A 25,182-nucleotide genomic window follows, 5' to 3' on the forward strand; every position below is an offset into this window, starting at 1 on the left:
GGGCCAAGGCGCCGGCCTTAAATGGGATAGTGGCGCGGGCCGGTCTGAAGCGTCAGCCAGCGCAGGTCGGTGAACTCCTCGATTACCGCCTTGCCACCGAACCGGCCGTAGCCGCTGTTTTTGACGCCGCCAAACGGCATCTGGGGCTCGTCGTGTACCGTGGGCGCGTTGATATGACAGATGCCGGTGACGATCTGGCCGGCCACGCGCAGTCCGCGGGCGCTATCACGCGTAAACACCGCGCCGGATAGGCCGTACTCGCTGTCGTTGGCGATGCGGATGGCCTCCTCTTCACCCTTGACGCGCATCATCGCGACCAACGGGCCGAAGGACTCCTCGGCGTACAGCCGCATTTCGGCGGTCACGCCATCGAGCAGCGTCGGCTGCATGACCACACCTTCCGCCTTGCCGCCACAGGCGAGCCGCGCGCCCTTGCCAGTGGCGTCGTCGATCAGCCCGTTGAGTTTGTCGCCAGCGGCCGGCGCGATGAGCGTGCCCAGGGCGTTACCCTCTTCGCGCGGGTCGCCGGCACGCAGGGTCTTCGCCTTCGCCGCGAGCTTCTCTGCGAACTCGTCGGCCACGGCCTCATCGACGATCAGGCGCTCGGTGGACATGCAGATCTGGCCCTGATTGAAGAAGGCGCCAAAGGCCGCCGCCTCGACCGCCGCATCGATGTCCGCATCGTCGAGCACCAGAAACGGTGCTTTTCCCCCCAACTCCAGCAGCACGGGCTTCAAGTGCCTGGCGGCCTGCTCGGCGATAATCCGTCCGACGTGGGTAGAGCCGGTAAAGTTGACGCGCCGCACCGCTGGATGCTCGATCAGCGTGCTGACCACGGCCGCCGCCTGTGTCGGGTCGTTGTGGATGACGTTGACCACACCGTCACCCAGGCCCGCCTCATGTAGCACCTCCCCAATCAGCGCGTGGGTTTTAGGGCACATCTCCGAGGCTTTCAGGATGACGCTGTTACCGCAGGCCAGTGGCCCGGCCAGCGCCCGGGTACCGAGAATGATGGGCGCGTTCCAGGGCGCGATGCCGACCACCACGCCGCAGGGAACGCGCACGCCCATCGCCATGCTCCCCGGCACGTTCGAAGGAATCACGTCGCCCTGGATCTGCGTCGTCAACGACGCCGACTCGCGCAGTACGTTGGCCGCTACCATCACGTTGAATCCGGCCCAGCCCGGCGTCGCCCCGGTTTCATCCACCATAGCGTCGATAAACGCTTGCTGGCGCGCCTCCATCAGGTCGGCGGCCTTGTTGAGTTTGGCGCGCCGCTCGCCCGGGCCCGTTTGCGACCAGGCCGGGAACGCGCGCTCGGCCGCTTCCACGGCGCGGTTGGCGTCGGCAGGCGACGCCGCCGCTGTCCGAGACACCGCGTCACCGCTAAGCGGATTACAGCGATCGAAGGTGGCGCCCTCTGAGGCGGGGCACGATTGACCATCGATGAATAGCTGAACTGGGGTCATGGTATGGCTCCGGTGAAAGCACACGCTGAGTGCATGCATTGTTATTGGTGATACGTCGTCATCCCGGCGATTATTCCCCCCAGCCCAGCTCCTTGGCCAGCGCAAAGGCGTGGTTGGCGGCAGGGACACCGGCGTAGATCGCCACGTGCATCAGCACCTGGCGAAGCTCGGCCTCGGATAACCCGATGCGCTGGGCGGTCTTCAAGTGCAGCGTCAGCTCTTCACGGCCAAGCGCCGCCAAAATGCCGGTGGTGATCAGGCTGCGCTCGCGCCGGGTCAGGTCCTCGTTGCTCCAGAGCTCACCCCAGGCCAGGCGGGTGATCATCTGCTGGAAAGGCGCGTCCAGGCTGTTGGCGTTTTTGGTGGAGCGCTCGACGTGCTCCTCGCCCAGCACCTGCTTGCGCGTGGTCAGGCCCGTGGCGTAGCTCACGCCCCGGTTGGCCACGTCACCAAGTTCAGCCGCCATGACGCTCAAAAGCGTCTGCGCCAGGCGCGCCGGGGCCTCGACGGAGGGCACGTGGCCAACATTGTCGAACACCTCGAGCGGCGCGCCGTCGAGCTCGGAGGCCAGCCCCTGAAGCGTCTCGGGCGGCGTAGCCAGATCGTCGCTACCGCCAAGCAGTTGAACCTTCACTCCCTTGCCGGAAAGCTTCCCGGTGAAGGTATCGCGGCCGAGCATTTCGCAGAGCTGAGCGTAGGACTCATCGTCACCGCGCCCCATCTGCACGCACCACCCCGCTTTTAGCGCAGGGCTTGCCTCGAACGCACGGGGGCCGAACCAGCGTGGCACGATCTCCTCGGCCATCGCCGCAAGCCCTTCATCACGCACCCGCGCGGCACGGGTGTTCCAGAGCTCGGGATTGCCGATGACCGCGCCGGTATTGGTGAGCGTGGCCGACAGTAGCCGGTCGCCGTGCGCCTCGATCAACTGCTGACCGATCACTCCGCCGATGGACGTGCCCACGAAGTAAAAGTGTGCGTCTCCCGCCTGATCCACCAGCGCCAGCGCCTCATTGGCGAGATCCGCCGGCGTGACGCGCTCGCCGCTCACGCCCTGGCTTGCGCCGTGACCGGGCAGATCCCAGGTCAGCACGCGGTAGCGCGGCAGAAGCGCCGGAAGAACGTCGTCCCACACCGCCTGACTCATGCCCAGCGGATGCGCCAGTACCACCAGCGGGTTGGTCTGGGCGCCGAGCAGCCGATAGGCGACGCTGCGGCCGTTGAACTCCAGATATGCCATGAAAACCTCCGTCAGGCGCGTTCGATCAGCGTGGAGATACCCTGGCCAACACCGACGCACATGGTGCACAGGGCGTAGCGCTTGCCGCTTTGCTGTAGCTCAAAGGCGGCGGTGAGCAACAGCCGCGCGCCGGACATGCCGAGCGGGTGGCCAAGCGCAATTGCGCCGCCGTTGGGGTTGACCCGCGGGTCGTCGTCTTCAAGCCCCAGATCGCGCATACAGGCGAGCGCCTGAGCAGCGAAGGCTTCGTTAAACTCGAACACGTCGATGTCGTCGAGCGACACGCCGGTGCGCTCCAGAAGCTTTTTGACCGCGGGCACCGGGCCGTAACCCATGATGCGCGGCTCGACCCCGGCGGTGGCCATGCCGATGATCTTCGCCATCGGCTCAAGACCGTGACGCTTCACCGCCTCCTCGCTTGCCACCAGCATGGCGGCGGCGCCGTCGTTGACGCCGGAAGCATTGCCGGCGGTGACGCTGCCGCCGTCACGAAACGGCGTGGGGAGCCCCGCGAGCTTCTCCAGCGTGGTTTCCCGCGGATGCTCGTCGGTATCGAACACCAGCGGTTCCTGCTTGCGGCGGGGAATCTCGATGGCGGTGATCTCGCGCGTAAAGCGCCCGGCCTTTTGCGCAGCGGCGGCCTTCTGCTGGGAGCGCAGCGCAAAGGCGTCCTGGTCTTCGCGCGAAATATTGAACTGCTCGGCGACGTTTTCCGCGGTCTCCGGCATGGAGTCGATGCCGAAGGACTTTTTCATGATCGGATTGACGAAGCGCCAGCCGATGGTGGTGTCCTCGATTTTTTGGCCGCGCGAGTAGGCGCTATCGGCCTTGCCCATCACATAGGGCGCCCGGGACATCGACTCCACGCCGCCGGCAAGTGCCAACGCCATTTCGCCCGCCTTGATGGCGCGAAACGCGGTGCCCACGGCGTCCATGCCCGAACCGCACAGACGGTTCATGGTGGTGCCGGGCACCGAGGTGGGAATGCCCGCTAAAAGCGACGCCATGCGCGCCACGTTGCGGTTGTCCTCGCCGGCCTGGTTGGCGCAGCCCATGAAGACTTCCTCGATGGCCGCCGGGTCGAGCTGTGGCGCCTCGGCAAGAACCGCCTTGAAAATCGTCGCGGCCATATCGTCCGGGCGTACCGGGGCGAGCGTCCCACCAAAGCGGCCGACCGCCGTGCGGCGGGGGTGACACAAATAGACATCGCTCATGGGGGGCTCCTTACTGGCCGGCGTGGGCGCGATCGGTGCGCGCTTTCAGCTCGCGCAGAATGGTCAGCTCGTTCTCGTCGGGCTCCGGGGTGCTTTCCAGCTGCTCGGCGAAGCGAATCTCCCAGCCGGTGGCCTCCTGGACCTGCTCGCGGGTTACCCCCGGGTGCAGCGACACCACCACCAGCTCTTTGGTCTCCGGGTCGGGCTTCATCACGCAGAGATCAGAAATCACGCGGGTCGGGCCCTTGCCGATGTTGGGCACGTCATCGCGGCCCTTGCCGTCCCGGCCAAAGCCGAGTGTGGTGACGAAATCGACCTGCTCCACGAACGCACGGTTGGAGTGCTTGAGCGTAATGAACACTTCGCCGGCATTGGTCGCGATTTCCGGGGCGCCGCCGCCGCCTGGCAGGCGTACCTTGGGCTCGCGGTAGTCGCCGATCAGCGTGGTGTTGAGGTTGCAGTACTTGTCGATCTGGGCGGTGCCCAGAAAGCCAACGTCGATCTTGCCGCCCTGCAGCCAGTAGCGAAACATCTCCGGCACCGCGACGGTGGTCAGCGCGGTTTCGGCAAGCTCGCCATCGCCGATGGAGAGCGGCAGCACGTTGGGTTTGGTCTGCAGCGTACCGGACTCATAAATCAGCACCACGTCCGGGGCGTGGGTCAGCCGCGCCAGATTGGCGGCTTCCGATGGCAGGCCAATGCCCACGAAGCAGGTCGAACCGTTCTCAAGCGCGCGCGCCGCAGTGACCGTCATCATTTCAGAAGAGGTGTACTCGATACTCATCAGGCGTTTTCTCCTGTTTGATGCACGTTTTCCTTGATCCACTGGGTGAAAGTGTCGCGGTCACGGGCGATAGCGTCCCACTCCTTGTAGAAGCGGTTGCTGCGCCCGTAATAGCCGTGGGTATAGGAAGGCAGCGCCCCCTTCTCGGCGACCGCAATGGCGCTGATCGCCCAGCCGGGAATCACGCAGGCGTTAGGGTGGGTATCGAGGTCATCGACGATCTCCTCGACCGTGACGATGCTGTGTTTGGCCGCCAGCACGGCTTCCTTCTGCACGCCGACGATGCCCTCGACCAGCACGTTGCCCTGGCGGTCCGCGCGCTGGGCGTGAATGATCGACACATCCGGGCGTACCGACGGTACCGCCGCCAGCCGCTCGCCGGTGAACGGGCACTCGATGAACTTGATCTGATCGTTGACGCTGGGCAACTCGCTGCCGATATAGCCGCGAAAAACCGCCAGCGGCAGGCCCGCCGCGCCGGCTTCGAACGCGCAGGCCATGGCGGCGTGGCTATGCTCGAGAATCTCGACCTTGTGCGGCCAGCCCTTCTCGACCGCATCGCGCAGTCGGTGCAGCGAGCCCACGCCCGGGTTACCGCCCCAGGAGAAGATCACCTTTTTTGCACAGCCGGCGCCGATCAGCTGGTCATAGATGATGTCCGGCGTCATGCGAATCAGGGTGAGGTCGCGCTTTTGCTGACGAATGACTTCGTGGCCCGCCGCGAACGGAATGAGATGGGTAAAGCCTTCCATGGCGACGGTAGCGCCGTCTTCGACGAAGCGCGCTACCGCGTCATGCAGGCTGAGAAATTCGGCCATAGGACTGCCTCTTCAGGATGAGATGATCATCGGAACACACTGTTCGCACAACACTGTTTGCAAAACACTGTCCGCACAACGAAGTTCGCATAACGAACATAGATTCTTGATACGAACAAGTTACTGCGCTACACGATGACCGTCAAACCTGTGACCGGGACGACAGCGCCAGCTCGACACTGGCCAAGAAGAAAAGCAGCGGGAATTATATTTTTATTCAACTACTTATACAGTGATAAGCCACTGCCTGGCGCGCTCGACCTGTCGCGTACTGCTACCAAGGTATAAAGCCGGATCGCAGGCTTTCTCCAGCGCCTGCCGGGATACGGCGTTGGTGACCTCGGGATAGTCGGCCAACACCTCAGCGTAGGGGCGCGCGTTCAGGCGGGCCTGCTCCGCGGCCTCGGCGCTCACGGATTTCGCTTTATCCGTTCCCAGCGCCGGTGCCAGCAGCTTCGCCACCGGCTCCGCCATGATGCCGCCCCCGGTGGCCGCCAGGTTGCGCTGCATCCGCTCGGCGTGAACCTCCAGCCCCTCGAGCAGGGTCGCCGCCTGCTCAAGCGCCCCCTCCACCAGCAGCGCGCTCTCGGTCAGCGGCGCCCATTCGGCGTGCCATTCGCCCAGCCCCCGCTCGAGAGGCTGGGCAGCGGCATTGATTACCACGCTCGTATGGCCATGGACCTGGCGCGCGGCACTGCGAATCAGCGCACAGCGCACCGGATTGCGCTTGTGGGGCATCGACGAGGATTCGCCCATGCCGGGCGCAGCGGGCTCGGCCACCTCGCCGATTTCGGTCTGGGTCATCAGGGAAATATCCAGGGCGATCTTGTCGGTAGCAGTGGCCACGGCGTCGAGCGCGGTGACGAGCGTATGCACCGGATAGCGGTCGGTATGCCAAGGCAGCACCGGCGAAGCCAGGCCCAGCCGGGTTGCCAGCGCGTCCATCCACTCAAGGCCCTCTGCGTCCCACCCGGAATGCACACCCACCGCGCCGCCGAACTGGACGGGCAGCTCGATTTCCATCAAGCGCCGCCGCGCCTGCTCGAGCCCTACCGCCCAGTGGGCCACCTTGACGCCGAAGGTGATCGGCAGCGCCTGCTGCATGAGGGTGCGCCCAACCATGGGGGTCTCGGCATGGGTCTGTATGAGGTCGATGGCCGCCGAACGGCAGCGCAGAAGCCACGCTTCCAGAGCGTGCAAGCGGGGCTTTAACAGCAGCATCAGCGCCGAATCGACCACGTCCTGGCTGGTGGCGCCCTTGTGCCAGGCGCTCTTGAGCTCGTCGTCGAGCAGCGCTCGTGCCTGCTTGACGAAGGGAATGGCCACGTTGCCGCCGGTGGCGATCCCCTGGGCGATCTCGGCGGTATCGAAGGTAGCGCCTTGAAGCTGTTCGCGCAGGCGCCGGCTCGTACCCTCGGCAAGCGCGCCCCCCTGCTCCTGAACCTCGGCCAGCGCCAGCTCGAAGGCCAGCATGGCGTCCACCACGGCGTTCTCGTCGCAGGCAGCCAGTGCCGTGCGACTCATGAAGGGGTGCTTGAAAAAGTCAGCGGGCATGAGGGAAAAGCCTCCAGTGAGCGTTGCTACCCAAAACAGTGATGATGATCTTCGAGACGGGAGCCGAGCATACCTGTGCATATGCTCGGTATTCGAACCTTACGTTAATGAGCGCCATGGGCGTTTGCAATCAGTGACCCTGGGCTACCCTACGCTTCAAGGCTACTCATCGCCCGGGCGCACATAGCGCAACACCATGTCGTTGACGTGGTCTTCGAGCTTCTTCTGGTTTTCCGGCGAATCCTGCTGCCAATCAAAAATTTTCGAAAACGTGTATTGGTTGGAAACATTGAAAAAGGACAGCGCGCTAATCAGCCAATGCAGCTCGCGCGGGTCCAGACCGGCACGAAAACACCCCGCCTCCACGCCACGACCATAGACGCGCGAAAGCACATCAATCACTCCTGCGTTAAGCGATTGAATGAGGTCGGACTGAGCCAGAAACCGGCCGTGATGAATGTTCTCGATCATGACCAGACGAATGAAATCAGGATTTCTCGTATGGTGATTGAAGGTGAATCGTACCAACCGGCTTAGCGCCTCGAGTGGGGGTAAATGGTCAAGGTCGAGTTCGGCCTCCTGAAGACGAACTTTTTGATAGGCCGCTTCCAGGGTGTGTAGATAAAGCGTTTCCTTATCTGTGAAGTAGTAATAGATCATTCGCTTGGAGGCACGGGTCTTGTCGGCGATTTCGTCGATGCGTGCACCGGAAAACCCCTTTTCAGAAAACTCACGTGTCGCCACCGCCATGATATCGGCGCGCACCGATGCGGGATCGTTTTTTCGCTGCCGCTGAGGCTTGGCAGATACGGAGTTGGTTGCAGAACGTGCCATGAGAGTGCCTTTTGTTGTGATGGTAGCCTTTGGTCTAGTATGCCGTATATTGACTGAACGTACCATTTCGTACATTGTTTTTGGAGACACTACGAAACCCTTGAAAACGTCACGTCATGCGGCTTTCGAGACCGCTCACCGCTTAAAATAGAGGACAATAACAATGTCATCACGCCCAAACCGCACCATTCTCAAACGCGCGCTGACCGCCGCCGTCGCCACCGCCGTGCTGACCGCCACCGCCCAGGCGAGCGCTCAGACGCTACGCTTCGCCCACGTCGACCCGGATGATTGGACCACCTCCAAGAAAGGCGCGGCCGGCCAAGTCTTCAAAAACCTGGTGGAAGCCGAGACGGACCTGACCGTCGAGCTCTATCCGGCGGGCTCACTTGGTGGCGAAACCGAACTGATCGAAGGCGCCCAAGACGGCACCATCAGTATTGCCATGGTGTCCGGTGCCTACGCCAACTTCTGCCCGGCGGTGGCCGTGACGGACATTCCCTACACCTTCCCGTCCGCTCCGGTGGCGTGGTCGGTCATGGACGGCGAATTCGGCGACGCGCTGGCCGAGCACTGCCTGGAGCAAACAGGCCTTCGCACCCTGGCCTACGGCGAAACCGGTTTTCGCCACTTCACCAACTCGGTGCGCGCGATCCACTCGCCGGAGGACATGGCGGGTCTGAAATTCCGTGTGCAAACCATTCCGCTGTATCTCGAGATGGTGAGCGCGCTGGGTGCCGAACCTCAGGGCATCGCCTGGGGCGAAGTGCCGACGGCGCTGGCCACCGGCGTGGTCGACGGTCAGGAAAATCCGATTTCGGTGATCTACGGCAACAACTTCTACGAGTTCCAGGACTACCTGACCCTGGACGGCCACGTCTACGGCGTCGATCACCTGTTGATCAACGACGAAATCTTCCAGTCGCTGACCGAGGAAGAGCAGGCCGCGGTGAAACGCGCCGCCGTGGTGGCGGGCAACACCGGTCGCGTCATCCAGCAGTTCAACTCTGCCGAGGGCATCGCCAAGCTGCAAGAAGAAGGCATGGAAGTTACCCAGCCCACCGCCGAAGAGCTCGAAGCCTTCCGCGAAGCAGCGCAGCCGCCGGTGCAGGCGTACCTGAGCGAGGAGCTGGGCGATGACGCCGCGTGGATCGATCGTCTCTCTTCCGCCGTAGAAGAGGCTTCCGCACGCTTTTAACCCTGTCGAATAACGCTTTGCGAGCGGGCCGGTGCGGTCCGCTCGTCGTTTCGTGTGCCTGACTACCGCCCGAAGGTGCTCTCATGTCGTCTCTTCTCGCCCGGCTGCAACGTGGCCTGATCCTGTTCAACGCCGGCTTGGCCGGCCTTGCCATGATTTTGATCTTTTTCCTGGTGGCGGGTAACGCCTTCGCCCGCTACACCTACGGCGGCTCCATCAGCTGGGGCGAAGATACCGCCATCTACCTGATGATCTACGGGCTGATGTTTGGTATGGCGTGGGCGTATCTACAGGACAAGCACATCGGCTTCGACCTCATTCGCCGGTTGCTGCCGGCGCGTTGGCTACGCTGGCAGGCGATCTTGATCGACCTGGTGGTGATGGCGGTGGGCATCGCACTGGTGGTCTCGGCCATCGAGTTCATCGACGCCAGGGGAAGTCGCACCTCGGCGAGTACCGGCATGCCGATGTGGCTGTACCAAGCCTCGATGCTGCTCGGCGGCGGGCTCTTGAGCCTGTCAGCCCTGATCATGGGCGCACTGAGATTAACCACGCCCGCCGACCAGGAGGTGGCGCCATGATTTTCGTTCTGCTGTTGGCGCTGGTGCTGATCGGTGTACCGTTCGCCTTCGCCATTCTGGGCACGCTAACGGTACTGATGAGCACCGGCGATCTGCCCTATCACATTCGTATCGTGTCGCAGCAGTTCTTCGGCGGCATGGAGTCCTTTCCGCTGCTGGCGATTCCGCTGTTCATCCTGGCCGGTGAGTTGATGAACGAGGCGGGCATCACCCACCGCATCATCAACCTGGCCAGTGCTATCGTCGGCCGGCTCAAGGCCGGGCTTGCCCACGTCAATATCTGGGCCTCGGTGATCTTTGCCGGGCTCTCCGGCTCGGCGATCGCCGATACCTCCGCGCTCGGGCGGGTCTTCATTCCATCGATGGAGAAAGAGGGTTACCCGCGGGATTTTGCCGCCGCGCTCACCGCGGCCTCCTCGGTGATCGGCCCGATCATTCCACCGAGCATTCCGGTCATCATCTACGCGCTGACGGTCTCCGGCGTCTCGGTACCCGGACTCTTTCTGGCCGGCATCGTGCCTGGCTTTTTGCTGGCACTCGGGCTTTCGATCTACGTCTACTTCTTTGCCGGTGACCTTGGCGCCTCGAAGACGCAACAGCAGTCTCGCCGCCACGCCCTGCTGCACGGCCTGCTGCCGGCGCTGATGCCGGTGTTCGTGGTCGGCGCGATTCTCGCCGGCATCGTCACTCCGACCGAAGCCGCAGCCTTTGCCGTGGTCTACGCGCTGATTCTGGGGGTGGTGCTGTATCGCAACATCAAGCTCACTCATTTGCCGGCGATTTTCGCCCGCGCCATGCGCGACAGCGCCGTGATCATGGTGATAATGGGAGCCGTCGCTGCCGCCAACTGGGTGCTGACGTTCGAGCGGGTTCCCAACATGCTCACCGAGTGGGCGCTGATGAGCATCGACACCCAGTGGACCTTCCTGCTCGCGGTCATTGCGCTGCTGCTGGTCGTCGGGCTGTTCCTGGAAGGAATCGCCGCCATTCTGGTGCTGGTGCCCATCCTTCACCCGATCGCCATGGCACTGGGGATCGACCCGCTGCACTTCGGCATCGTGGTGATCTTCAACCTGATGATGGGGCTGATCACGCCGCCCATGGGGCTTTGCCTATTCGTCGCCGATTCGGTTTCCGGCGTCGGCATGGGCGCGATCATCCGGCGCATTCTGCCGATGCTGCTCGTCCAGTTTTTGATTCTGCTGCTGATCACCTTCGTGCCGACGCTGGTCACTTTCCTGCCAAGACTCTTTGGCTATTGATCCATGAGCGACCGAGTTTCCAGCGACCAGGTTTTAACGATTGGGTTTTAGCCACCGAGTGTTCGACGGCTGTTTTTCCGACTGCAAGGAGCGTGTTGTCATGTATTCGTCCATCGCCACGGTGTGCCTGAGCGGCTCGCTCGAAGAGAAGGTCGACGCCATCGCCGAAGCCGGCTTTGAAGGCCTCGAACTCTTCGAGAACGACCTGACCGCCTTCACCGGCTCCCCCCGGGAGGCCGGCGAGCTGATCCGCTCGCGCGGACTCAGGCTGGTCACGCTCCAGCCGTTTCGCGATTTCGAGGGCCTCGAGGGCCGTGCCCGGCAGCAGGCGTTCGATCGCGCCGAGCACAAGTTCGACCTGATGCAGGAGCTGGGCACCGATCTGCTGATGGCCTGTAGTACCACCCGCGCGGATTCACTGCCGGGTCTGAGCCGGGCCGCCGACGACTACCGTGAGCTTGGCGAGCGCGCCGCCAGGCGCCAGCTGCGCGTCGCCTTCGAGGCGCTGGCTTGGGGCCGGCACATTCATGATTATCGCGATAGCTGGGAAGTGGTGCGCCGCGCCGCCCACCCAAACGTGGGGCTGGTGCTGGACACCTTCCACATCTTCTCGCGCCAGACCGAGCTTGGCACCATCGGTCGTATTCCGGGCGACAACATCTTTCTCGTGCAGACCGCCGATGCGCCCAGGCTCTCCATGGATCACCTCTCCTGGAGCCGTCACTATCGCTGCTTTCCGGGCCAGGGGGAGCTGCAGATGGATGCGTTCATGGAAATGCTCCAGGAGACTCGCTACGACGGCCCGCTCTCCCACGAGATCTTCAACGATGTCTTTCGCATGGGCCACAGCGACCAGACCGCCCGCGACGGGCTTCGCTCCTATCACCTTTTACGCAGCATGCAGAATGGCAGCGGTATTCCCGCCCCTCAGCCGGTTGAGTCGGTGGCGTTTCTGGAGATCGCCGTCGAGCCCGGGGACCTGGACCCGCTGCGTGACGAGCTCACCGCGATGGGGCTCGCCTGCGTAGGGCGCCACCATACACTGAACGCTGAACGCTGGGCCGCGGGGGACGTGAACCTGGTACTCAACACCGAGTCGAATTTCACCGGCCGGGTGCCCGGACGCGACGCCACCGCGATCACCGCCATCGGCCTGAAGGTGGACAACGCTTACGAGGCGTTCAAGCGCGCCGACAAGCTGGGCTACGATATCGTCGAGCCCGAGGACGTCGGCTCGAGCCACCGAATGAGCGCGCTGCGCAACGTCGATGGCAGCCTCTCCTACATCATCGACGACTCCCAGCTCAGCCGCACCTGGGATCGCGAGTTTACCGTCGATGTAAAACCGATTCCGCAAAGTGCGCTGGTCGATATCGACCACATCAGCGTGGCGCTCTCCTATCACGACTACCTGTCGCTGATGCTGCAGTACCGCGCCATCTTTGCACTTGAGATCACACCGTCGTTCGACGTGACCGACCCGCGCGGGCTCATCCAGAGTCAGGTGCTGCAAAACCATAACGGGCGGTTTCGTTTGGCGCTCAACGCCAGCGCCTCGCCGGATACCGCCAGCAACCGCTTCGTGCGCCAGTACGGCGGCTCCGGCGTCCATCATGTGGCGCTGCGTACCCGCTCGATACGCGAAACCGGCACCGCGCTCAGCCAGGCCAACGCCCCGACGCTGCCCATTCCGGGTAACTACTACCGCGATCTGAGCGCGCGTTTCGACCTGAGCGCCCAAACCCTTCAATGGATGCAGGACCATGACGTGCTGTTCGACCAGGACAGCGGCGGCGACTTCCACCAGCTCTATACCCGGCCGGCGCATAAGGCGTTCTTCTTCGAGCTGGTGCAGCGCGAGGGCTACCAAGGCTTGGGGGCGCCCAATGCCTTTATCCGCGTGACCGCCCAGCAGCGCCTGGAAGCAGAGATCGACGCCATTGCCCCACGAACACCTTCTGACGACACGAAAGAGACGCCCGCATGATCAAGCTCGGTTTGGTAGGAGAGGGCATCGCCCAGTCCCAGTCGCCCGACCTGCACGTCCGCCTTGGCGCCGCGCTGAACGAAACCGTCCGGTACGACCTGGTGGATAGCCGCGGCGTCGAGGACTTCGACTTTCCGGACGCCATAGACACACTGCGCCGCGAAGGATATCGCGGCACCAACGTCACCTTCCCGTTCAAGGAGCGCGCCGCACAGCTTGCCGATATTTGCGGTGAAGGCGTCAAGCGCGTCGGCACCGCCAACACGTTGCTGTTCGAGGCAGGCGGGCTACGCGCGGAAAACACAGACTACACCGGCTTCATCAGCGCTTACCGCCACTCATTTGGCGAGCGCCCTGCCGGTGAGGTGCTCTTGATCGGCGCCGGCGGCGTAGGCCGCGCGGTGGCCTGCGCGCTGGGCGAGGTGGGTGCCACCTGCGTTCATATCATGGAGCGCGACGCCGACCGCGGTGAGCGTCTGGCCCAGGATCTCAACGCCATGGGCATCACCGCCGACTGCGTTGCCCGGGAGCAGGCCGAGCGCAAGCTGGCGAACTGGCAAGGCGTGGTCAATTGCTCGCCGATCGGCCACCTTCATCACCCGGGCTGCCCCATCGACACCGCCGGACTCAGCAAGCGCCATTGGGTGTTCGACGCCGTATACGTGCCCGCGCATACCGAATTTTTAAACGCCGCCACTCAAGCAGGCGCCGACGTCCTTTCCGGGGTCGAGCTGTTCGTCTTTCAGGGCGTGGATGCGTTTCGCTTTTTTACCGCAGATCGGCTGAGCGCTGATCGAATCGATGCGCACGTCATTTCGCTGCGCCAGCACTATATCGACCGACTGGTGACGTCGCCGCCATCTTCTTAAGACGTATTTTGGTCACATAATGAGCTGGATACGCCCGGCAACGGGTGAAACGATCATGTGCTTCACGTGCCGAAAAGGATCTCCATGCTCGCCATTCTTGCGATCACAACGCCTATCTTTTTATTGATCGGTGCCGGCTATGTCGCAAGACGTAGCCGGCTGATGAGTGCTGAACAAATGCAGGGCGTGAGTATTTTCGTGCTCTACCTGGCGCTGCCGGCGCTGGTGATACGCGCTTTCAATCAGCAGCCGCTGGGCGAGATTCTTCAGCTCAACTACCTGGTGGCTTACGGGCTGGCGTCGGCGCTGGTGTTCGGTTTGGGGCTTCTGATCAGCTTGAGGCGCGAACGCGACAACCTGGCGGCTGGGGCCATGCAGGCGCTTGGCATGGCGGCGTCCAATAGCGGTTTCATCGGCTACCCGGTAGCGGCGATGGTCATCGGCTCGCCGGCGGCGGTGCTGTTGGCGCTGAACATGATGGTCGAGAACCTGCTGATCATTCCCACCGCGCTCGTTCTGGCGGAGATGGCGAGCCAACGCAGCGGGCGGCTGGGCACGACGCTCAAGAAAACCGCACTCAATCTGGGCAAAAATCCGGTACTGGTCGGGCTTGCGATCGCATTGGGCTTTGCAGGCTCCGGCCTTTTGCTGCCGGCGCCGCTGGCCAAGGCGATCGACATGCTGGCTGAAGCAGCGGGGCCGGCAGCGCTGTTTGTGATCGGGGGCGCGCTGTTCGGGTTGCGGTTCAAGGGGCAGACCCGGCACGTCAGCCTGATCGTGATCGGCAAGCTGCTGATCCACCCGCTGGCGGTGCTCGCGGCCTTTTGGGTGATACCCGGCATCGACCCGGTGTACATCGTCGGCGCCGTTTTATTCGCCTCGGCGCCGATGATCAGCATCTATCCACTGTTCGGCCAGCGTTTTGGTGTGGGCGATATGAGCGCGGCGGCCATGCTGACCGCGACGGTGGCATCGTTTGTCACGCTAAGCCTGATCATCGCGCTACTGCTGCATACCCCGTCGCTGGCGCTTTAAGAGGCGCCGTCGCTTTTGATGATGGCATCGAGCGCAGCCCGGTACCCGTACGTGCCGAGCCCGGCGATGACGCCATCGGCGCGCAGCGAGACGTAGGAGTGGTGGCGAAAGCTTTCGCGCTGGTGCACGTTGGAGATGTGTACCTCGAACACCGTGCCCTCGAAGGCGTTGAGCGCATCGAGTATCGCCACGGAGGTGTGCGTATAGGCCGCCGGGTTGATGATGATCGCGTGCGTTCCGTCCTGGCGGGCGGCGTGAATCGCATCGATCAAGGCGCCTTCGTGGTTGCTTTGAAAGCAGACGACCTCCCAGCCGGCCAGCAGCGCCGCTTCGCGCAGCCGGTTGTTCACGTCCTCCAGGGTGTCGGCCCCGTAGATCTCGGGCTGGCGGGTGCCCAGAAGATTAAGGTTCGGCCCGTGTAGCACGGTGATTTTTTTCTGTTTCATTAAAAGGGCTCCTCGTAAGTAACGCAGGACGATATTGTCGGCGAGGACAGCGCCCAGGGCGAACGAATAATTGTTCGCTATTCGAACATCGTGTTAGATTCAGGGTTTCAACTGCGCGCCTATCGGTCAATGATTCATTATGAAAGACGCTTTACAGGAAGATACGCTCACGCCGGATAGCCGTGATTTCGTCTCCGCCCTCTCCAGCGGACTGGACGTCATTCTCGCCTTCGACGACGTCCATTCGCGCATGACGCTAAGCGAGGTCGCCGCGCGTACCGGTATGAACCGCGCCAAGGCGCGCCGCTTTCTACTCACGCTGCACGCGCTGGGCTACGTGCGAAAGCATCAGCGCTATTTCGAGCTGGCGCCGAAGGTGCTGCAGCTGGGCTATGCGTTTCTGTCCGCGAACAATTATCGTAGCGTCATCCAGCAGTTCCTGGAAGATATCACCGCGCAGACCGGCGAGTCCTCGTCGCTGGCTCAGCTCGACGGCGACGAGGTGATCTACGTGGCACGCTCCGCTGCGCCGCATCGTCTCATGGCGATCACGCTCTCCGTGGGCACCCGCCTGCCCGCCGCTTATACGTCGATGGGCCACGTGCTGCTGGCGCAGCTTGATGAGCCGGCGCTCGACGCGTATCTCGAGCGCATTGCCCTTACGCGCCACACCGACAAGACCGTTGTGGATAAACACGCGCTCAGGCAGCGCATCGACACCGTTCGTAAGCAGGGCTATGCCATCGCCGACCAGGAGCTGGATTCCGGGCTTCGCTCGCTGGCGGTGCCCGCCTTCAACGCAAGTGGCCACCTGCTCGGTGCGATCAATATCAGCACCAACGCGGCGCGCATCGATATGGATACGCTGCTCGGAGATTATCTGCCGCTGTTGCAGGATAAAGCCGCGCAGATACGCGCCTCTATCGCGAGTTAAGCCTCCCCATGCCGACCGCTTTTACCCCATTACGTTTTGGCCAGTAGACAAGTGCCAATGCAGCCATCGCGCCCCTTCTACCTGGGCCTGCCGATGTGGGCCAACCAGGATTGGCAGGGCAGCCTTTACGCCCGCCACGCCAAAACCGAGCTTTTGAGCGACTACGCGGCGGTGTTTTCGACCGTCGAGGGCAATACCACCTTCTATAGCGGGGCGCCGAAGGCCGAGACCATCGCCGCCTGGGCGCGCCAGGCGCCGAGCGATTTTCGCTTCTGTTTGAAGCTTCCCGCCCGCGTTACCCACGAACAGCGTCTGACGCGGCTGGATGAGGCATGGTGCTTTCTCGAGGCGTTTACGCCGCTGCACGACCGGTTGGGGCCCACCATGGTCCAGCTTCCGCGGGATTTCGGCCCCGATGAGCTGCCCCGGCTGGAGGCGCTGCTCGCTGGATGGCCGGCGCATCTGCCCTGCGCCGTCGAGGTGCGCCATCCGCTCTTTTTCCACAAGGGAGAGGCAGAAAAGAGACTCAACCAATTGTTGATAACTTTTGGGGCCAACCGCGTGATGCTGGATGTGCGCCCGGTGTTCTCTACGCCGCCCAATGGCCACGAGGGGCTTACCCACGCGCAGCAGGAAAAGCCGAAACTCCCGCTACACGTGCTTTCCACGGGAAATGCGCCGGTCATTCGCTTCATCGGCCATATTGACAAAGCGATCAATAGCCGCTACTTCGCCCCCTGGATATCACGCATCAACCTGTGGATAAATCAGGGGAAAACCCCTTTCTTGTTTGTGCATACCGCGGATAATCGCGCCTCGCCGCAGATGGCGCGGCTGCTCTATAACGCCTTGAACGAAAAAGCTTCTCTGGCGCCTCTTGCGGCCTTTCCCGGCGAAACCCAAACGTCTCTTTTCTAGCACGGGTTGTTTCATGATGCTTTGCTCATCAAACTGAGCCCAAGCGGCTGGCATGGCGCGCCGCGTTCCTATAAATTGCGCGTACTTTCGGCCTGGCCCTGGCAAGGTCGAGCTCGACGAAGCGCACACACGCATCTTAAAAACTGAACACCTGGGTGATGTATGGCAAAACTGGCACACGCACAGTGGTCCTCGAAGATGGGCTTCGTGCTGGCCGCCGCGGGGTCCGCGGTAGGTCTTGGGAATATCTGGCGCTTTTCGTATCTCACGGGGGAGAGCGGCGGCGCGGCGTTCGTACTGGTCTACCTGGCCTGCGTGGCGCTGGTGGGGCTGCCGATTCTGGTGGCGGAGTGGATGATCGGCCGACGCGGTCAGAAAAACCCGATCAATACCATGGCGGATCTTGCCAAGCGCCACGGTCGCTCGCGCGGCTGGGCCATGGTGGGGGTCAGCGGCGTATTGGCGTCGTTTTTGATTCTGTCGTTTTATAGCGTCATCGGCGGCTGGTCGCTCAATTACACGGTCGGTGCGGTGATCGGCTCGTTCAGTGGCCAGGACGCCGCGGCCAGCGAAGCGGCGTTCGGTGCGCTGCTGGGCAACCCGGGCTCACTTCTGATCTGGCACACGCTCTTCATGGTACTGGTCGTGGGCATCGTCGCTCGCGGCGTTACCAAGGGGCTCGAGGCCGCCGCGCGCATTCTGATGCCGGCGCTGGTCGTGCTGCTGCTGGTGCTGGTGGGTTACGGCGCCACCAGCGGCGCTTTCGGCCAGGCATTCGCCTTCATGTTCACACCGGACTGGAGCGCACTCGACGGCGGCGTCATGCTGGCGGCCATGGGTCAGGCATTTTTCACCCTGTCGCTGGGCATGGGTATCATGATGGCTTACGGCTCTTATTTGGGTGAGGACGTCAACCTGCTCGGCACCGCGCGTACGGTGATCATTCTGGACACCGCCATCGCGCTGTTGGCCGGCCTTGCCATCTTCCCGATCGTGTTCGCGACCAATCTGGACGCATCCAGCGGTCCTGGCCTTATCTTCGTCACGCTGCCCATCGCGTTTGGCAATATGGTCGGCGGCACCCTGCTGGGCCTCGGCTTCTTTTTGCTGTTGACCTTTGCCGCCCTTACCTCGGCGATCTCGCTGCTTGAGCCGGTGGTGGAAACGCTGGAAGAGCGCACCGCGCTTGGCCGTTTGGGCGCCACGGTGGTAAGCGCCTTGGCCGTCTGGCTGGTGGGCGTGGCGGCACTCTTGTCGTTCAACGTGTGGGCCGACGTGCTGCTGTTCGGGCTGAACATCTTCGACTTCCTGGATACCTTCACCGGCAAGATTCTGCTTCCGCTGACCGGCCTTGGCGCGATCGTGTTCTACTCGCTCTGTCTGGACAAGGAGGAGTCGCGGCGCGAACTCGGTATGGACGTGTACGACTACAGCCTGTGGAACCTGCTGACCAAATACGTCGCGCCCATTGGCGTGATCGTGGTCTTCGTGGCGGGCTTCATTTAAACCGCGGCGAAGTTGTAGCCAACTCCGGGCCCTGCCATTGGCAGGGCCTTTTTTATGGCCGCGCATTAACGCGGCAATATTTTGATCGCTGAAAGCTTAATGGAGTGCGCTGGGCGGGAACTCCTCGTCTGCCAGCGGGGCGATCGCGCGCGACAGCTTCTGTGATTCGCGATGCAGCTCGATGCCGCGTCGGGCGCGCAGATTGCGCTGGGCGGCGCTCTGGCGGCGTTTGGTGTGTTCGTCGACTTCCATTCCCATGAATATATCGAGCAGCTCGTTTTTAAGCGACGTCAGTCGTTCGACGTTTTTCATCATCGATGCTCCCTTGGGTGAATAAGCACTTGTCCACCTGCATCCGTGACGGCGAAAGCAATGATGCAGTGCGGCACGACACTTATTACTATAACCTACTTGACAAAATGATGACGGCTCAGGAAGAAAGAGGCCAACGGCCTTTAAACGCTATCCTCTTGCCCGCGGGCCGGGAGCGCACAGCGCACCGGGTTCAGGCATACTGTCGCAAACGCCAACGGCACCAGGCCGTGCCCTGACACTCAAAGGAGCTCACCGTGAGTCGCGCCCTGTTCGATGAAATGAGACGCCGCATGGAGCACTTTCGCCGCTCCGAACAAAAGGTCGCGCGGTTCGTGCTGCGAAACCCGGACGAAGTGATCCATATGCGCATCGTGGATCTCGCCACCGAGGCCGGCGTCAGCGAGCCCACGGTGGTGCGCTTTTGCCGGGCGCTGGGCTGCAACGGCTTTCAGGACTTCAAGCTTCAGCTAGCGCAGATGCTCGCCTCGGGCAGCCAGTTCGCCCAGTTCTCGATGAACGATAGCGACTCGGTGGCGGAGTTCTCCCACAGCATTTTCGACTCCACCGTGGGGACGCTTCTATCGGTGCGCGACCGGCTCGACAACGAGGCGCTCGGCCGCGCGGTGAACGCGCTGGCGATGGCCAACCGGGTGGAGTTCTACGGCTTCGGCGCCTCCGGCGCGGTGGCGTTCGACGCCCAGCACAAGTTCTTTCGCCTGCAGATCTCGACCTCGGCCTACGCCGACCCGCACATGCAGAACATGTCGGCGGTCACGCTTACGGAGGGCGACGTGGTGGTGGCGATCTCGCAAACCGGGCGCACCCGGGCGCTGGTGGCGAGCGTGCGCCTGGCGCGCGAGGCCGGCGCTACGGTGATCGGCCTTTGCCCGAGCGAATCGCCGCTGGCAAGCGAGGTGAGCCTACCGCTCTACATCGACGTTCACGAAGACACCGAAATCTACACGCCCTTGAGCTCGCGCATCGCGCATCTCGTGCTGATCGACGTGCTGGCGGTGGGCGTGGCGAAAACGCGCGGGCCGAAGCTCGCCGAGCAGCTGAAGGCAGTGAAGAAGAGCTTGAACACACTGCGCTACCCGGAAGAGGGCTGATCAAACCGCCCTCGCGCCACTGTATGGTCGTCCAGTGGCGGGGCTGTGCTAAACTACCCGCCCATTTGCAAACCGGCAGCGGCGACCATGGATGACGTAACGGCGATTCTCGATCAGCTCAACCCCGCTCAGCGCGAGGCGGTCAGCGCCCCCCAGGGCAACCTTCTGGTGCTCGCCGGCGCGGGCTCGGGCAAGACCCGGGTGCTGGTACATCGAATCGCCTGGCTAATGCAGGCCGAGGGCCTTTCGCCCTACGCGCTGCTCGCCGTCACCTTCACCAACAAGGCCGCGCGCGAGATGCGCACCCGCCTCGAGGCGCTGTTGGGCATCTCGATGCGCCATGTCTGGGTGGGCACCTTCCACTCCATCGCCCACCGGCTTCTGCGCACTCACTGGCAGGACGCCAGGCTCCCCCAGAACTTTCAGATCATCGATTCCGACGACCAGCTGCGGCTGATCAAGCGCCTGATCAAGGACTACAACGTCGACGATGAGCGCTTTCCGCCGCGCCAGGTGCAGGGCTTCATCTCCGGCTGCAAGGAGGAGGGGCTTCGCCCGCACCAGGTCAACGTCGACGGTGACGGCTATCTCGGTCAGATGGTCGAGCTCTATGAGCGCTACCAGTTCACCTGTGAGCGCGGCGGCCTGGTCGATTTCGGCGAGCTGTTGCTTCGAAGCCTGGAGCTTCTGCGCGACAACCCGGCGCTTTTGAACCACTACCGCGAGCGCTTCGGCCACGTGCTGGTCGACGAGTTTCAGGACACCAACACCCTGCAGTACGCCTGGCTCAAGCTTTTGACCGGCCTGCAGACGCCGATGACCGCGGTGGGCGACGACGACCAGTCGATCTACGGCTGGCGCGGGGCGAAGATCGAGAACATCCGCCGCTTCGAGGAGGAGTTCCCCGAGACCAAAATCGTGCGGCTCGAGCAGAACTACCGCTCCACCAGCGCGATTCTCGACGCGGCCAACGCCTTGATCAGCCACAACAGCGAGCGCATGGGCAAGAATTTGTGGACCGACGGCGTCGAAGGCGAGCCGATTTCGGTCTACGCCGGCTTCAATGATCTCGAAGAGGCGCGCTACATCGTCGATACCATCAAGGAGCGCGTCGACGAAGGCGTGAACCGGCGCGACGTGGCGATTTTGTATCGCTCCAATGCCCAGTCGCGGCTGATCGAGGAGACGCTGATCCGCCAGGGCATGCCGTACCGCATCTACGGCGGCCACCGCTTCTACGAGCGTCTCGAGATCAAGAACGCGCTGGCCTACCTGCGCCTTTTACTCAACCGTGACGACGACGCCTCACTCGAGCGGGTGATCAACGTGCCCACGCGCGGCATCGGCACGCGCACCGTCGAGATCCTGCGCCACCGTGCGCGCCTTGAAAGCGTATCGCTCTGGCAGGCGCTGCACGACGCCCTCGGCGACGGCACGCTCAAGGGCCGGGCGGGCAACGCGGTGCAGGCATTCACCAACCTGATCGAGCAGCTCGATAACGATGCCGCGGGCCTCACCCTTCATGAGATCATCGATCATGTGATTGCCCATACCGGGCTCATCGAACATCACAAGAGCGAGCGCGGCGAGAAGGGCCAGGCGCGGGTCGAAAACCTGGAAGAACTGGTGACCGCCGCGCGCGCCTTTACTCAGGGCGATGCCTTTGAAACGCCAGAAGCGGGAGAAGGTATGACCGCGCTGGAGGCGTTTCTGTCCGAGGCCGCGCTCAACGCCGGCGACCACGAGGCCGAGGAGTTCGAGGACAGCGTGCAGCTGATGACGCTGCACTCCGCCAAGGGCCTCGAGTTTCCGGTGGTGTTCATCGCCGGTGTGGAAGAAGGGCTGTTCCCGCACAAGATGTCCGTCGAAGAACCGGGGCGCCTGGAGGAGGAGCGCCGGCTCTGCTACGTCGGCGTGACCCGTGCCATGCAGAAGCTCTATCTTACCCACGCCGAAACGCGGCGGCTGCACGGCAAGGAAGTGTTCCCGCGCCCGTCGCGCTTTTTGCGCGAATTGCCGGCGCAGCTTCTGGAAGAGGTGCGCCTGCGCGGCCATGTCTCGCGCCCGGTGACCGCGCAAGCGCGCCCCAGCTACGCGCAAACCTCGATCGAGTCCGACGGCGAGCTGCCCGAGCTGCATATCGGTCAGCGCGTCAGCCACCCGGTGTTCGGCGAGGGCATGATCTTGAACGCCGAAGGTCAGGGGGCGCGGGCGCGGGTGCAGGTGAGCTTCGAAGGCGAAGGCGATAAGTGGCTGGTACTGGGCTTTGCCAAGCTCACCCCCCTTTAGGCTAACTTGCCCAGCAAAACCGGTTTGGCGCATACTCGGCTGGGATGCTTGCGCTCAGGTGCAACTATAAAAAAACAGATTCTGTGGAGAAATTCCTTCATGCAACGCCGTCAATTCATCAAGACCGCCGGTTTCGGGGCCGCCGGTGTCGCCGCCGCTCCCTTCGTGAGCACCGCCCAGGCTCAGGAAACCTACACCTGGGACATGGTCACGTCCTGGCCGAAAAACTTCCCGGCGCTGGGCACCGGCGCCAACGATTTTGCCCGCCGAGTGGAAGAGCTCTCCAACGGGCGCATGCGTATTCGCGTGCACGGCGCCGGCGAGCTGGTGCCGGCGCTCGAGGTGTTCGACGCGGTGTCCGCCGGCACCGCCGAAATGGGCCACTCCACGCCCTACTACTGGCGCGGCAAGGTGGCGGCGTCGCAGTTCTTCACCGCCGTGCCGTTTGGCATGACCACCACCGAGATGAACGCCTGGATCTACCACGGCGGCGGCCAGGAGCTGTGGGACGAGGTGTACGCCAACCATAACCTCAAGCCCTTCGCCGTGGGCAACACCGGTCCACAGATGGCCGGCTGGTTCAAAAAAGAGATCAACTCGCTCGAGGACATGCAGGGTTTGCGTCTGCGCCTGCCCGGGCTTGCCGGCGAAGCGATGAACGCCATCGGCGTGAGCACCGTGACCCTGCCGGGCTCGGAAATCTTCACATCACTGCAAACCGGCGTGCTCGACGCCGCGGACTGGGTCGGCCCCTACAATGACCTGGCCTTCGGCCTGCACCAGGTGGCGGACTACTACTACACCACGGTGTGGAACGAGCCCTGCGCGCTGGTCGAAAGCTTCATCAACCTGGATGCCTGGAACGAGCTGCCGGAAGATCTGCAGGCGGTCATTCGCGAAGCGGCGCGGGCCTCCAACCTGGCCATGTTCACCGAGTTCGCCTTCCATAACGCCCAGGCGCTGGAAACGCTGGTCGACGAGCACGGCGTCGAGCTTCGCACCTTCCCGGACGACGTCATGCAGGCGCTTTATGAGGCGACCCGCGAGGTGATTCAGACCCAGACCGAAAACGACGAAGAGTCGCGCCGCGTCTACGAATCCTACTCGGCGTTCCAACAGCTGATGCGCCCGTTCAGCGACATCGGCGAGTACGCCTACTTCAAGGGCCGCGACAGCATCGGCGCGTAGCGCTTTCAGCGTTCAATGATGTCAATGCAAGGGCGCTCAGGCGCCCTTTTCTCATTTGTTAGGGTAAAAGCGACGCGTTAAAGCTCGTTAGTCGCATGCACCGCGCGAATGCGGCCGTTGTCGTCAAGGGCGACGACGACGAAGCGCGCCTCGGTCACCTTCTGGCGCTCATTGAGGGTGCGCCCCAGGGGCGGTCTGACCCACACCTCGACGTCGATCTTGATCGAACTGTGGCCGATCTCCTTGACCTGGGTGTACACGCTGACGGTGGCGCCCACGCGCACCGGGCTCAAAAAATCCATCGATTCGATCGCCACCGTCGCGGTGCGCCCGCCGGCCTCGCGCCCAGCGGCAAGCTCCGCGGCCTGGTCCATTTGATTGACCAGCCAGCCGCCGGGAATATCGCCGTAAAGATTGGTCTCCTGGCGCGACGCCAGTAGCTTCAACGTCAGCTGCCCAAGCGGGGCAGGCACGTCGTCCAGATCGTGTTCAAGGGGTGTCATGGTCGGGTCACTTCGGGGGCTTGTTGTTGTCGAATGTCGCGTGGCATATCGTGGTGACGTATGTTTGTAACAGGAAAGGGTAACGATGATGTGTTACTCAACGGCGTCAGTTAATCACAAGAGGTGGTGCGTTTGAAGAGTTGCAGAAGCAGGCCCGCCAGGATTGTCGCGGCGCTTCTCACGGGTGGGCTTTTATGGCTCGCCACGCCTGCCGCCTGGGCGGCGCCGATCACCGGCACCCTGGGTGCGACCGGCTCGGACACCATGGCGAGTCTGGTGCTGCGCTGGGGAGAGGCGCTGGCCGCGCGTCATCCGGGCATCACCATGCAGCTACAGGCCGGCGGCTCCTCCATTGCCGCGGCGGCGCTGGTGGCGGGGACCACGCGCCTGGCGCCCATGTCGCGCCCGCTGAGCCGCGCCGAGCGCGAACGCTTCGAGCAGCGCTACGGCTACCCGCCCCGGGAGCTTCGTGTGGCTCGGGACGCGCTGGTGGTGGTGGTGCATCGCCACAACCCGTTGCGCGCGATCACGCGGCAAACCCTGGACGCCCTTTTCTCCAGCACGCTGGCCTGCGGTGGCGAGGCGCCGATTCGCCGCTGGGACGACCTCCCCCAGCCGCTCGACTGGCCCTTTGGCCACATAGCGCTTCACGGGCGCAACCAGGCCTCCGGCACGTTCGATCTGTTTCGCCAGCGCGCACTGTGTGGCGGGCGCTTTCGCGCGGACATCAGCGAGTACCCCGGCTCATCGGCGGTCATCGCCGCGGTAGGCAGCGCGCCGAACGCGGTGGGCTACAGCGGCTATCACCACCTGACGCCGATGGTTCGCGCGTTGGCCCTGGTCAACGCCGAAGGTGAGGCCATCGCCCCCACCCCGGAGACGATTCAAAGCGGCGAGTACCCGCTGGCGCGCAATTTATACCTGTATGTGAACGCGGCGCCGGACACGCCGCTGCCCCCCGCCGAGCGCGCCTTCATCGAACTGATCCTGTCCGATGAGGGCCAGCAGATCGTGCGCGCGGCGGGGTTCGTGCCCTTGGCGGACGAGGCGCTCGAGGTGTCACAAAACTGACATGAAAATGACCTACGCTAGTCAACGTTGGATGCCTGGTTGGCATACCGATACCCTC

At 63.2% G+C, this 25,182-nt stretch carries 23 protein-coding genes; 13 read left to right on the top strand and 10 right to left on the bottom strand.

From position 1 onward, the window contains the following. Window positions 1–17 precede the first annotated feature (17 nt). The 7 genes from OCT39_RS16860 to OCT39_RS16890 all read right to left on the bottom strand — a co-directional run bounded on the left by OCT39_RS16860 (window position 18) and on the right by OCT39_RS16890 (window position 7,913). Window positions 18–1,469 carry an aldehyde dehydrogenase gene (locus tag OCT39_RS16860; RefSeq protein ID WP_263585590.1) on the bottom strand — a complete coding sequence of 484 codons (1,452 nt, stop codon included), beginning with the start codon at window positions 1,467–1,469 and terminating at the stop codon, window positions 18–20. 70 nt (window positions 1,470–1,539) lie between these two features. Beyond that, window positions 1,540–2,709, bottom strand: coding sequence for an alpha/beta fold hydrolase (locus OCT39_RS16865; protein ID WP_263585591.1), 1,170 nt, complete (start codon window positions 2,707–2,709; stop codon window positions 1,540–1,542). Window positions 2,710–2,720: 11 nt separating this feature from the next. Further along, window positions 2,721–3,923 carry a 3-oxoadipyl-CoA thiolase gene (pcaF, locus tag OCT39_RS16870; protein ID WP_263585592.1) on the bottom strand — a complete coding sequence of 401 codons (1,203 nt, stop codon included), beginning with the start codon at window positions 3,921–3,923 and terminating at the stop codon, window positions 2,721–2,723. A 10-nt stretch (window positions 3,924–3,933) separates the two neighbouring features. Next, window positions 3,934–4,701 (bottom strand): CoA-transferase subunit beta, encoded by a 768-nt coding sequence (locus OCT39_RS16875; RefSeq protein ID WP_311960863.1) that lies wholly within the window; start codon window positions 4,699–4,701, stop codon window positions 3,934–3,936. 5 nt (window positions 4,702–4,706) lie between these two features. Continuing rightward, window positions 4,707–5,525 carry a CoA transferase subunit A gene (locus OCT39_RS16880; protein ID WP_263585594.1) on the bottom strand — a complete coding sequence of 273 codons (819 nt, stop codon included), beginning with the start codon at window positions 5,523–5,525 and terminating at the stop codon, window positions 4,707–4,709. Window positions 5,526–5,750: 225 nt separating this feature from the next. After that, window positions 5,751–7,079 carry an adenylosuccinate lyase family protein gene (locus OCT39_RS16885; RefSeq protein ID WP_263585595.1) on the bottom strand — a complete coding sequence of 443 codons (1,329 nt, stop codon included), beginning with the start codon at window positions 7,077–7,079 and terminating at the stop codon, window positions 5,751–5,753. Window positions 7,080–7,241: 162 nt separating this feature from the next. After that, window positions 7,242–7,913 carry a TetR/AcrR family transcriptional regulator gene (locus OCT39_RS16890; RefSeq protein WP_263585596.1) on the bottom strand — a complete coding sequence of 224 codons (672 nt, stop codon included), beginning with the start codon at window positions 7,911–7,913 and terminating at the stop codon, window positions 7,242–7,244. Window positions 7,914–8,076: 163 nt separating this feature from the next. On the opposite strand from OCT39_RS16890, the gene OCT39_RS16895 reads away from it, so the two are divergent. The 6 genes from OCT39_RS16895 (at window position 8,077) to OCT39_RS16920 (ending at window position 14,845) form a co-directional block, all read left to right on the top strand. After that, window positions 8,077–9,111 (top strand): DctP family TRAP transporter solute-binding subunit, encoded by a 1,035-nt coding sequence (locus tag OCT39_RS16895; protein ID WP_263585597.1) that lies wholly within the window; start codon window positions 8,077–8,079, stop codon window positions 9,109–9,111. An 83-nt stretch (window positions 9,112–9,194) separates the two neighbouring features. Next, complete coding sequence (locus OCT39_RS16900) at window positions 9,195–9,692, top strand: TRAP transporter small permease (protein WP_263585598.1); 498 nt, start codon at window positions 9,195–9,197, stop codon at window positions 9,690–9,692. Continuing rightward, complete coding sequence (locus OCT39_RS16905; protein ID WP_252108025.1) at window positions 9,689–10,954, top strand: TRAP transporter large permease; 1,266 nt, start codon at window positions 9,689–9,691, stop codon at window positions 10,952–10,954. The genes OCT39_RS16900 and OCT39_RS16905 overlap by 4 nt, the downstream gene beginning before the upstream one ends. A 100-nt stretch (window positions 10,955–11,054) precedes the next feature. After that, window positions 11,055–12,941: a bifunctional sugar phosphate isomerase/epimerase/4-hydroxyphenylpyruvate dioxygenase family protein gene (locus OCT39_RS16910; RefSeq protein WP_263585599.1), complete on the top strand. Its 1,887-nt coding sequence runs from the start codon at window positions 11,055–11,057 to the stop codon at window positions 12,939–12,941. After that, window positions 12,938–13,810 carry a shikimate dehydrogenase family protein gene (locus OCT39_RS16915; protein ID WP_263585600.1) on the top strand — a complete coding sequence of 291 codons (873 nt, stop codon included), beginning with the start codon at window positions 12,938–12,940 and terminating at the stop codon, window positions 13,808–13,810. Before OCT39_RS16910 ends, OCT39_RS16915 begins: the two co-directional genes overlap by 4 nt. Before the next feature lie 84 nt (window positions 13,811–13,894). Beyond that, entirely contained in the window at window positions 13,895–14,845 is a 951-nt protein-coding gene (locus tag OCT39_RS16920) for an AEC family transporter (RefSeq protein ID WP_263585601.1), read from the top strand. Here OCT39_RS16920 and aroQ read toward each other — a convergent pair. After that, window positions 14,842–15,291, bottom strand: a complete 450-nt coding sequence (gene aroQ / locus OCT39_RS16925; protein WP_263585602.1) for a type II 3-dehydroquinate dehydratase — start codon at window positions 15,289–15,291, stop codon at window positions 14,842–14,844. The two genes, OCT39_RS16920 and aroQ, sit on opposite strands and share 4 nt — an antisense overlap. 139 nt (window positions 15,292–15,430) lie before the next feature. Here aroQ and OCT39_RS16930 point away from each other — a divergent pair, with 139 nt between their 5' ends. The 3 genes from OCT39_RS16930 to OCT39_RS16940 all read left to right on the top strand — a co-directional run bounded on the left by OCT39_RS16930 (window position 15,431) and on the right by OCT39_RS16940 (window position 18,649). Then, entirely contained in the window at window positions 15,431–16,225 is a 795-nt protein-coding gene (locus OCT39_RS16930; protein ID WP_263585603.1) for an IclR family transcriptional regulator C-terminal domain-containing protein, read from the top strand. A gap of 57 nt (window positions 16,226–16,282) precedes the next feature. After that, window positions 16,283–17,143 carry a DUF72 domain-containing protein gene (locus OCT39_RS16935; protein WP_263585604.1) on the top strand — a complete coding sequence of 287 codons (861 nt, stop codon included), beginning with the start codon at window positions 16,283–16,285 and terminating at the stop codon, window positions 17,141–17,143. A 162-nt stretch (window positions 17,144–17,305) separates the two neighbouring features. Next, on the top strand, window positions 17,306–18,649 hold the full coding sequence (locus OCT39_RS16940; protein ID WP_263585605.1) for a sodium-dependent transporter: 1,344 nt from the start codon (window positions 17,306–17,308) through the stop codon (window positions 18,647–18,649). Between the two features lie 96 nt (window positions 18,650–18,745). On the opposite strand, the gene OCT39_RS16945 is transcribed toward OCT39_RS16940, so the two are convergent. Further along, a complete protein-coding gene (locus OCT39_RS16945; RefSeq protein ID WP_263585606.1) occupies window positions 18,746–18,961 on the bottom strand; it encodes a PA3496 family putative envelope integrity protein in 216 nt (71 codons plus the stop codon). Between the two features lie 257 nt (window positions 18,962–19,218). Here OCT39_RS16945 and hexR point away from each other — a divergent pair, with 257 nt between their 5' ends. From hexR to OCT39_RS16960, 3 genes are all read left to right on the top strand, one after another. Continuing rightward, window positions 19,219–20,073, top strand: coding sequence for a transcriptional regulator HexR (hexR, locus tag OCT39_RS16950; RefSeq protein ID WP_263585607.1), 855 nt, complete (start codon window positions 19,219–19,221; stop codon window positions 20,071–20,073). Window positions 20,074–20,160: 87 nt separating this feature from the next. Beyond that, window positions 20,161–22,362 (top strand): DNA helicase II, encoded by a 2,202-nt coding sequence (uvrD, locus tag OCT39_RS16955; RefSeq protein ID WP_263585608.1) that lies wholly within the window; start codon window positions 20,161–20,163, stop codon window positions 22,360–22,362. Between the two features lie 99 nt (window positions 22,363–22,461). Continuing rightward, on the top strand, window positions 22,462–23,550 hold the full coding sequence (locus OCT39_RS16960; protein ID WP_263585609.1) for a TRAP transporter substrate-binding protein: 1,089 nt from the start codon (window positions 22,462–22,464) through the stop codon (window positions 23,548–23,550). Between the two features lie 77 nt (window positions 23,551–23,627). Here OCT39_RS16960 and OCT39_RS16965 read toward each other — a convergent pair whose 3' ends face one another. Continuing rightward, entirely contained in the window at window positions 23,628–24,053 is a 426-nt protein-coding gene (locus OCT39_RS16965; protein ID WP_263585610.1) for an acyl-CoA thioesterase, read from the bottom strand. 132 nt (window positions 24,054–24,185) lie between these two features. Between OCT39_RS16965 and OCT39_RS16970 the strand changes: the two genes are divergently transcribed. Then, on the top strand, window positions 24,186–25,124 hold the full coding sequence (locus OCT39_RS16970) for a PstS family phosphate ABC transporter substrate-binding protein (RefSeq protein WP_263585611.1): 939 nt from the start codon (window positions 24,186–24,188) through the stop codon (window positions 25,122–25,124). Window positions 25,125–25,182: the final 58 nt, after the last annotated feature.

This window comes from Halomonas sp. GD1P12 (assembly GCF_025725645.1).
Classification (GTDB): domain Bacteria; phylum Pseudomonadota; class Gammaproteobacteria; order Pseudomonadales; family Halomonadaceae; genus Vreelandella.